Genomic DNA, 8698 nt, shown 5'->3' with positions numbered 1-8698 from the left:
GCACGGGAACCCCGTGCGGCACGGCGCGTGCGTGCGTCAGGCGGTCTCCGGCTCCAGTTCACGGGCGTACGGCGGTTCAGCGCCCGCGCGTGAGCAGGTGATCGCCGCCGCGCGCGCCGCGAAGCCGAGCAGGTCCGCCCAGCCCTCACCGCCCAGCGCGGCCACCCCCGCGTCACTGAGCGCGTCCCGCGCCGCGAGTCCGTGCAGCAGTGCCGCGTTCACCGTGTCACCGGCGCCGATCGTGTCCACCACTTCGACCCGCTCACCCGGCACGGCGTACTCACCGCCGTCGCGGGTGAACACGGCCAGCCCGTCACCGCCCCGGGTGACCACGACCGCCGCCGGACCGGCCGCCAGCCACTCCTTCGGAGACCCGCCGAGCCACTCGGCGTCCTCCGCGGACAGCTTCAGCAGCGACACCGACGGCAGCCAGCCCCGGAACCGGGCCCGGTAGGCCTCGGGGTCGGGGATGAGACCCGCCCGGATGTTGGGGTCCAGCGCGGTGAAGACGCCCCGCGCGCAGGAGGCGCGCATCAGCTCCTCGTACGCGCTCGCGCCCGGCTCCAGCACGAGCGAGCAGGTCCCGAAGGACACCGCGCGGGTGCCGGCCGGCAATGTGCCGGGGGCCGTGAACAGCCGGTCCGCGGTTCCCTCCACGTAGAAGGAGTACGCCGCCGAGCCGTCCGTGCCGACCGTGGCGACGGCCAGCGTCGTCGGCTCGTCGCCGCGCTGCACCGACGACACGTCCACACCGCTCTCCCGCAGCCGGTCCAGCAGTGCCGCACCGAAGGCGTCACGCGACACCCGGGAGCAGAACGTGGTGGGGGAGCCGAGGCGGCCCAGCGCCACCGCCGTGTTGAACGGGCCGCCGCCGAGCGCCGGCGTCAGCGCCGCGAGCGCGCCCGAGCCGCGCGGTACCAGGTCGATCAGTGCCTCACCGGCTACGACGATCACGAGGGTTCCCTTCTTCGAACGATCGGTTTTCTCGGCCTGCGGGGGGGTGCTCCGGTACGGCCGGGCAGCCGCAGGACGTGTGGTGCGCGAAGGCGCGCGGGAGGTGTTCGGTCCGTGCGGGACGGTCCGGTTCGGCGAACCGGTCCAGGAGGACGCGCACGGTCCGGGCGCCGGTGTCCCCGCCGGGCTGCGCGATCGCCGGGGCGGGAGCGGATCCGCCCGCGCGAAGTCGCCGAAAGAGCACAGGGCGATGTCCCCGGGCACGGACGGCCCGATCGTCATGGCGTTCCTGGCGGTGACCGGTGCGGTGGGACGTGAACCGGGGGACAGCGGACCGGCAGCGGACCGTTCCGGGCCCGCCGACTCCGCACAGCCGTGCACCACGTGTCACCTCTCGGGTGGGGACCGTATCCCATCCGCCGGGCGTGCGTAAACGCTTGCGAATGCCTGCTCGCCTCCACGACAGCCCTCCGCGACAGCCCTCCGCGACAACTCCGCCCGGCACCCCGGTCCACACCCGCCCACAACCGGAACAATCACCCCCGGTATCGTCGCCGGTGTCCACCCGTGCACCGCCGTCCCACCCGTGGAGCCCTCATGCCCACCCGCCGACCCGCCGCGAGCCGCCGTACCGTCCTGCGGGGCGCGGTCCTCACCCCCGTCGCCGGCCTGGGCCTCGCCGCGTGCGGGGGCGCCGACGACGCGGCCGCCCCGCTGAACGGCCCCGTCGAACTGGGCCCCGAGAGCGAGGTGGCCAAGGACGGCGCGAAGCTGTACCGGGACCACAACGTCGTGGTCAGCCGGAGCGAGGAGGGCACGCTCAAGGCGTACGACACCCTCTGCACACACGCGGGATGCCCCATCAACAAGCTCGAGGGCACGAAGTTGATCTGCCCCTGCCACGGCAGCGAGTTCGACGCCACCACCGGCAAGGTGCTGCGCGAGCCGGCGGTGGCCCCCCTGAAGGCGCTGGCCATCGAGGTGAAGAACGGCACGATGGTCGCCAAGCCGCAGGCCTGACCGGTCGGACCGGGGTCACTCCCAGTCCCAGGCGATCCCCACGTACCCCGGCCGCACGCGCGGTTCCACCAGGTGCACCGAGCGGTGCCGCCCGCTGAGGGCCAGCTCCTGACGGCCGCCGCGCGGTGCCGCCGCCGAGTGCTGGGTGAACCGGTGGCAGCGCACCGGGAGAACCCCGGAGCCGAAGCACACCTGGAGCGCGTACTGACCGCCGGGGGACTCCGCCCCGCGCACGTACTCGCGCGAGACGCTCGCCGTGCCGTCCTCGACGGCATAGCGGAAGAGGAAGGTGTCACCGGCCCGCAGCCGGGTGTCGAAGAGCAGCTCGGCCGCGAGCACCCCGGTGTCGTGGTGCCGGCGCACGCGCCCGGTACGGCAGTTCTCCAGCGCTCGCACGGTCATCCGCTCCGGCGTGGCACCGGGGTCGCCGTGGTGGACGGCGACATAGCGGTCGACGCCGTCCCGGTGGGCGCGCACGATGTGGTGCGACTCGCGCTCCGCCAGTTCGCGGCGCGCTCCGATCCGTATCCGCTCGTAGTGCCCCAGGGTGTGCAGTCCGCCGTCGCGCGGGGCGCCGAATTCGGCCAGCAGCTGTTCCCGTACGCCCGATGCCTCGACCAGGGAGCGGTAGGACCGGCCGGGGGAGTGCCGGTCCGCAGTGTGCTCGTCCGGCTCGGCGAGCAGCCGGATCAGCGACTCCTCCGGCAACTGCAGGATCTCCTCCAGCGCCCGTACGGCGCGCAGCGACTCCGGGCGCTGCGGACGGCGGGCGCCCTGTTGCCAGTAACTCAGACTGGTGACGCCGACCTTCACGCCGTGGCGCGACAGATGGTGCTGCACCCGCTGCAACGGCAGTCCCCGCGCGGCGATCGCCGCGCGCAGGGCGACGTGGAAGGGGCCGCCGCGCAGGGCCGAGTCCAGTTCCGCGGTGACGAGGTCCGCGTGCGGTGTGGCGTGCGGCATCCAGGGGCCTTTCTGTGAAGTCCGCGACGGCTGGTCGGGCCGTCGCGCGGGCACCCCGGAGCCGCCCCCGCCGGCGCGGCGGAGTCTTCACATCCGTACGCCGTCGTTCAGGGCCCGGAGTTCCCCCGCATTGAAGCGTGTTGACCAAGTCCCGACAACACCTGAAGCCCAACAGCGGCCCGCGCCGGCCCTACGACGCGCCGGCCCTACGACGCGCCGGCCCTACGACGCGCCGGCCCCGCCCCGGTCCTGCGGCCGCGGCCGCAGACGCTTCGCGCGCACGATGTCGGGATCGCGAGGGTCGAGGGGGTCGATGAGGCCGGACGTCTCGTCCGCGTACCGGCGGGCCCGGGCCGGCCGTCGTGGTTTCTCGATCCGCGTCCGTCGCATCCGACCAGCCCTCCGACTCGTGACCGCCCTCGTGGCCGTCCGCCGATCACCCGAGGCACGGAACCCCCACCTTCCCGCTTCCCGCACGCCGTAACCCATCCGGACCCGGCCGGGCACCCGCGTCCACAGGCCCGCCGCGGTGTCGGTCCCCGCCAGTAGGGTGTGAGACATGGCCGACCCCTCCAGCTACCGACCCAAACCGGGTGAGATCCCCGACTCGCCGGGGGTCTACCGGTTCCGCGACGAGCACCGCCGGGTGATCTACGTCGGAAAGGCGAAAAGCCTGCGCCAGCGCCTGGCGAACTACTTCCAGGACCTGGCCGGGCTGCACCCGCGCACCCGCTCCATGGTCACCACGGCCGCGTCCGTGGAGTGGACGGTGGTGTCCACGGAGGTCGAGGCGCTCCAGCTGGAGTACTCCTGGATCAAGGAGTACGACCCCCGGTTCAACGTCAAGTACCGCGACGACAAGAGCTACCCGTACCTCGCGGTGACGATGAACGAGGAGTTCCCGCGCGTACAGGTGATGCGCGGTCACAAGAAGAAGGGCGTCCGGTACTTCGGTCCGTACACGCACGCGTGGGCGATCCGCGACACCGTGGACCTGATGCTGCGCGTCTTCCCTGTGCGCACCTGCTCGGCCGGGGTCTTCAAGAACGCCGCCCGCACCGGCCGCCCCTGTCTGCTCGGCTACATCGGCAAGTGCTCGGCGCCGTGCGTGGACCGCATCTCCGCCGAGGACCACCGCGCACTGGCCGAGGAGTTCTCCGACTTCATGACCGGCCGCACGGGCGCCTACCTGCGCCGTCTGGAGCGGCGGATGACGGAGGCGGCCGAGGAGATGGAGTACGAGCGGGCCGCCCGCCTGCGCGACGACATCGGGGCCCTGAAGAAGGCCATGGAGAAGAGCGCGGTCGTGCTCGCCGACGCGACCGACGCCGACCTGATCGCGGTCGCCGAGGACGAGCTGGAGGCGGCCGTCCAGATCTTCCACGTCCGCGGCGGGCGCGTGCGCGGCCAGCGCGGCTGGGTCACCGACAAGGTCGAGGAGATCACCACCGGCGCCCTCGTCGAGCACGCCCTGCAGCAGCTCTACGGCGAGGAGACCGGCGACGCGGTCCCCCGGGAGGTCCTGGTCCCGGCCCTGCCCGACCCGGTGGAGCCGGTCCAGCAGTGGCTGACCGGGCGGCGTGGCTCCGGCGTCTCCCTGCGCGTTCCGCAGCGCGGCGACAAGAGGGCCCTGATGGAGACCGTGGAGCGCAACGCCCAGCAGGCGCTCGTGCTGCACAAGACCAAGCGCGCCTCCGACCTGACCACGCGCTCGCGCGCGCTGGAGGAGATCACCGAGGTCCTGGACCTGGACAGCGCCCCGCTCAGGATCGAGTGCTACGACATCTCGCACCTCCAGGGCGACGACGTGGTGGCCTCCATGGTCGTCTTCGAGGACGGACTGGCCCGCAAGAGCGAGTACCGCCGCTTCCAGATCAAAAGCTTCGCGGGCCAGGACGACGTCCGCTCCATGCACGAGGTGATCACCCGCCGCTTCCGGCGCTACCTCGCGGAGAAGGAGCGGACGGGGGAGTGGACCGACGGCGAGGAGCCCGGCGCGGAGGACTTCTCCACAGGCCTCGCCGAGCCGCCCGCGAACACCCTCACGGAGGACGACGGCCGCCCCAGGCGCTTCGCCTACCCGCCGCAGCTCGTCGTCGTCGACGGCGGCGCGCCGCAGGTCGCGGCGGCCCGGCGGGCGCTGGACGAGCTGGGCATCGACGACATCGCCGTGTGCGGCCTCGCCAAGCGGCTGGAGGAGGTCTGGCTGCCGGGCGAGACCGACCCGGTGGTGCTGCCGCGCACCAGCGAGGGCCTCTACCTGCTCCAGCGGGTCCGCGACGAGGCCCACCGGTTCGCGATCACCTACCAGCGCGCCAAGCGCGCCAAGCGCTTCCGGGCCGGCCCGCTGGACGACGTGCCCGGCCTCGGCGAGACCCGCAAGCAGGCGCTGATCAAGCACTTCGGTTCGGTGAAGAGGCTGCGATCGGCGACAATCGACCAGATCTGCGAGGTTCCGGGCATAGGCCGCAAGACGGCCGAGACGATCGTCGCGGCCCTCGCCCGGGCGGCGCCCGCCGCCCCCGCCGTGAACACGGCTACGGGCGAGATCATGGATGACACGGAAGAACCCGGGCAGGCGACGGGTTCTCCCGGGGAGCCCGTGTCCACGGGCGCCCCGGACGAATGACGGGGGCAGGAGCGATGAGCGAGCACGAGACGGGGTCCGCGCCGGAGCGGGACCGGACCCAGCAGGAGACAGGTGGGGACGGCGCCGGCCGGGCCGCCGCCCACCAGGACGACGGAGCGCAGGTGAGTACGGGCAAGGAAAAGGCCGGGGTGCCCGAGGTGGCCATCCCCGAGCTGGTGATCATCTCCGGCATGTCCGGGGCCGGCCGTTCGACGGCCGCGAAGTGTCTGGAGGACCTCGGCTGGTTCGTCGTGGACAACCTGCCGCCCGCGCTGATCCCCACCATGGTGGAGCTCGGCGCGCGCTCCCAGGGCAACGTGGCGCGGATCGCGGTCGTCGTCGACGTCCGCGGCCGGCGCTTCTTCGACAACCTCCGCGAGTCCCTCGCCGACCTCGACGCGCGGGGCGTCACCCGGCGGACCGTCTTCCTGGAGTCCTCCGACGACGCCCTGGTACGCCGCTTCGAGTCGGTGCGCCGCCCGCACCCCCTCCAGGGCGACGGCCGTATCGTCGACGGCATCGCGGCCGAACGGGCGCTGCTGCGCGAGCTGCGCGGCGACGCCGACCTGGTGATCGACACCTCCAGCCTCAACGTGCACGAGCTGCGCGCCAAGATGGACGCCCAGTTCGCCGGCGAGGAGGAGCCCGAGCTGCGGGCCACCGTCATGTCCTTCGGCTTCAAGTACGGCCTCCCGGTCGACGCCGACCTGGTCGTGGACATGCGGTTCCTGCCCAACCCGCACTGGGTCCCCGAGCTGCGCCCGTACACCGGCCTCAACGAGGAGGTGGCGTCGTACGTCTTCAACCAGCCCGGCGCCAAGGAGTTCCTCGACCGGTACGCCGAGCTGCTGCGGCTGGTCGCCGCGGGTTACCGTCGGGAGGGCAAGCGCTATGTGACCATCGCCGTCGGCTGCACCGGGGGCAAGCACCGGTCGGTCGCCACGTCGGAGAAGCTCGCCGCCCGGCTCGTCGCCGAGGGCGTGGAGACGGTGGTGGTCCACCGGGACATGGGACGGGAATGACACCACGTACTCCGCGGCTGAGCCGGCTGCGCAGAGCGGTCCCCGAGGGACGCGCGAGCCGGCCGGCCGAGACCCGTGGCGCGAGACCGCGCCGCCGGGGCGCCCAGCCCAAGGTCGTCGCCCTCGGCGGCGGCATGGGCCTGTCCGCCTCGCTCGCCGCGCTGCGCCGGATCACCGGCGACCTCACCGCCGTCGTCACCGTGGCCGACGACGGCGGCTCCAGCGGGCGCCTGCGGGACGAACTGGGCGTGCTGCCGCCCGGCGACCTGCGCAAGGCCCTGGCCGCGCTGTGCGGCGACGACGACTGGGGCCAGACCTGGGCCCGCGTCATCCAGCACCGCTTCCAGTCCCAGGGCGATCTGCACGAGCACGCGGTCGGCAATCTGCTGATCGTCGCCCTGTGGGAGCAGCTCGGCGACCACGTCCAGGCGCTGGACCTGGTGGGCCGGCTGCTCGGCGCGCACGGGCGCGTGCTGCCCATGTCCGCCGTGCCGCTGGAGCTCCAGGCCCTGGTCAAGGGCCACGACCCCGAGCGGCCCGACGAGGTCGGCACCGTCCGCGGTCAGGCCACCGTCGCGCTCACCCCGGGCGAGGTGCAGTCCGTGCACCTCGTGCCGAACGACCCGCCCGCCGTCCCCGAGGCGGTCGCGGCGGTCCTGGACGCCGACTGGGTGGTGCTCGGCCCCGGCTCCTGGTTCTCCTCGGTCATCCCGCACCTGCTCGTGCCGGAACTGCTGGACGCCCTCATCGAGACCAGGGCGCGCCGGGTACTCTCCCTTAACCTCGCCCCGCAGCCAGGAGAAACCGAGGGCTTCTCCCCGCAGCGTCATGTGGAGGTTTTGGGACGACACGCCCCTAAACTCGCCCTGGACGTGGTGCTGGCCGACGAGGCCGCCGTGCCCGACCGCGATTCGCTGACCGACGCCGCCCGGCGGTTCGGCGCCGCGGTCGAGCTGGCCCCGGTGGCCAGGCCCGACGGAAGCCCCCGGCACGACCCGGAGCTGTTGGCCGCCGCGTACGACCGTATTTTTCGGATGCATGGAAGGATCGGCCCATGGCGATGACGGCAGCGGTGAAGGACGAGATCTCCCGGCTCCCCGTCACCCGGACCTGCTGCAGGAAGGCGGAGGTCTCCGCCGTTCTGCGGTTCGCCGGCGGCCTCCACCTGGTGAGCGGGCGCATCGTGATCGAGGCGGAGCTGGACACGGCGATGGCGGCCCGCCGCCTCAAGCGGGACATCCTGGAGATCTTCGGCCACAGCTCCGAACTGATCGTGATGGCCCCGGGCGGGCTCCGCCGCGGCTCGCGCTACGTCGTCCGGGTGGTCGCGGGCGGCGACCAGCTGGCCCGTCAGACCGGCCTGGTGGACGGCCGCGGCCGTCCGATCCGCGGCCTGCCCCCACAGGTGGTCTCCGGGGCCACCTGTGACGCCGAGGCGGCCTGGCGCGGTGCCTTCCTGGCCCACGGCTCCCTCACCGAGCCCGGCCGTTCCTCCTCCCTGGAGGTGACCTGCCCCGGCCCCGAGGCCGCGCTGGCCCTGGTCGGCGCCGCCCGCCGGCTGTCGATCGCCGCCAAGGCGCGCGAGGTGCGCGGCGTGGACCGGGTCGTGGTCCGCGACGGCGACGCGATCGGCGCGCTGCTCACCCGGCTCGGCGCGCACGAGTCGGTGCTGGCCTGGGAGGAGCGCCGGATGCGCCGCGAGGTGCGCGCCACGGCGAACCGGCTGGCCAACTTCGACGACGCCAACCTGCGCCGTTCCGCCCGCGCGGCCGTCGCCGCCGGCGCCCGCGTCCAGCGCGCCCTGGAGATCCTCGCCGACGACGTCCCCGAGCACCTCGCCGCGGCCGGCCGGCTGCGCATGGAGCACAAGCAGGCGTCCCTGGAGGAGCTGGGCGCGCTCGCCGACCCGCCGCTCACCAAGGACGCCGTGGCCGGCCGCATCCGCCGGCTGCTGGCGATGGCCGACAAGCGCGCCTCCGACCTGGGCATCCCGGGCACGGAGGTCAACCTCGGCGAGGAGCTGGACGACAAGCTCATGGTCTGACGAGCGGTCAGGAGACCGGCGTCGGCGCCCACTCGGGTGACCGGCGCCGGTTTTCCCGTGTCTCGG

The 8698-nt window shown here is 73.4% G+C and carries 7 protein-coding genes; 5 read left to right on the top strand and 2 right to left on the bottom strand.

Features of this window, described 5'->3' with window-relative positions; translation table 11 throughout:
• Positions 1-36: 36 nt before the first annotated feature.
• Positions 37-954 (bottom strand): carbohydrate kinase, encoded by a 918-nt coding sequence (locus ACFXAE_RS28835; RefSeq protein ID WP_384720048.1) that lies wholly within the window; start codon positions 952-954, stop codon positions 37-39.
• Between the two features lie 597 nt (positions 955-1551).
• On the opposite strand from ACFXAE_RS28835, the gene ACFXAE_RS28830 reads away from it, so the two are divergent.
• Positions 1552-1974 (top strand): Rieske (2Fe-2S) protein, encoded by a 423-nt coding sequence (locus ACFXAE_RS28830; protein WP_384720046.1) that lies wholly within the window; start codon positions 1552-1554, stop codon positions 1972-1974.
• A 15-nt stretch (positions 1975-1989) separates the two neighbouring features.
• Here the strand turns inward: ACFXAE_RS28830 and ACFXAE_RS28825 are convergent, their stop codons facing one another.
• Positions 1990-2937: a hypothetical protein gene (locus ACFXAE_RS28825; protein WP_384720044.1), complete on the bottom strand. Its 948-nt coding sequence runs from the start codon at positions 2935-2937 to the stop codon at positions 1990-1992.
• 559 nt (positions 2938-3496) lie between these two features.
• On the opposite strand from ACFXAE_RS28825, the gene uvrC reads away from it, so the two are divergent.
• The 4 genes from uvrC to whiA are packed head-to-tail and all read left to right on the top strand — an operon-like array spanning position 3497 to position 8632.
• Complete coding sequence (gene uvrC, locus ACFXAE_RS28820; RefSeq protein ID WP_384720042.1) at positions 3497-5566, top strand: excinuclease ABC subunit UvrC; 2070 nt, start codon at positions 3497-3499, stop codon at positions 5564-5566.
• A gap of 14 nt (positions 5567-5580) precedes the next feature.
• Complete coding sequence (gene rapZ, locus ACFXAE_RS28815; RefSeq protein WP_384720040.1) at positions 5581-6588, top strand: RNase adapter RapZ; 1008 nt, start codon at positions 5581-5583, stop codon at positions 6586-6588.
• Positions 6585-7652 carry a uridine diphosphate-N-acetylglucosamine-binding protein YvcK gene (gene yvcK / locus ACFXAE_RS28810; RefSeq protein WP_384720038.1) on the top strand — a complete coding sequence of 356 codons (1068 nt, stop codon included), beginning with the start codon at positions 6585-6587 and terminating at the stop codon, positions 7650-7652. The genes rapZ and yvcK overlap by 4 nt, the downstream gene beginning before the upstream one ends.
• Positions 7643-8632 carry a DNA-binding protein WhiA gene (gene whiA, locus ACFXAE_RS28805; RefSeq protein ID WP_384720036.1) on the top strand — a complete coding sequence of 330 codons (990 nt, stop codon included), beginning with the start codon at positions 7643-7645 and terminating at the stop codon, positions 8630-8632. The genes yvcK and whiA overlap by 10 nt, the downstream gene beginning before the upstream one ends.
• Positions 8633-8698 lie beyond the last annotated feature (66 nt).

Origin of the sequence: Streptomyces sp. NPDC059454 (assembly GCF_042749965.1) — a bacterium.
In the GTDB taxonomy this organism is placed as follows: Bacteria; Actinomycetota; Actinomycetes; order Streptomycetales; family Streptomycetaceae; genus Streptomyces.
Note: the sequence above shows the minus strand (reverse complement) of the source record. Positions and strands in the feature narration are given on the sequence as shown.

Coding starts and splice junctions, on each gene's coding strand:
- whiA (WP_384720036.1), top strand. CDS start 7,643: ATGGCGATGACGGCAGCGGTGAAGGACGAGATCTCCCGGCTCCCCGTC.
- yvcK (WP_384720038.1), top strand. CDS start 6,585: ATGACACCACGTACTCCGCGGCTGAGCCGGCTGCGCAGAGCGGTCCCC.
- uvrC (WP_384720042.1), top strand. CDS start 3,497: ATGGCCGACCCCTCCAGCTACCGACCCAAACCGGGTGAGATCCCCGAC.
- ACFXAE_RS28825 (WP_384720044.1), bottom strand. CDS start 2,937: ATGCCGCACGCCACACCGCACGCGGACCTCGTCACCGCGGAACTGGAC.
- ACFXAE_RS28830 (WP_384720046.1), top strand. CDS start 1,552: ATGCCCACCCGCCGACCCGCCGCGAGCCGCCGTACCGTCCTGCGGGGC.
- rapZ (WP_384720040.1), top strand. CDS start 5,581: ATGAGCGAGCACGAGACGGGGTCCGCGCCGGAGCGGGACCGGACCCAG.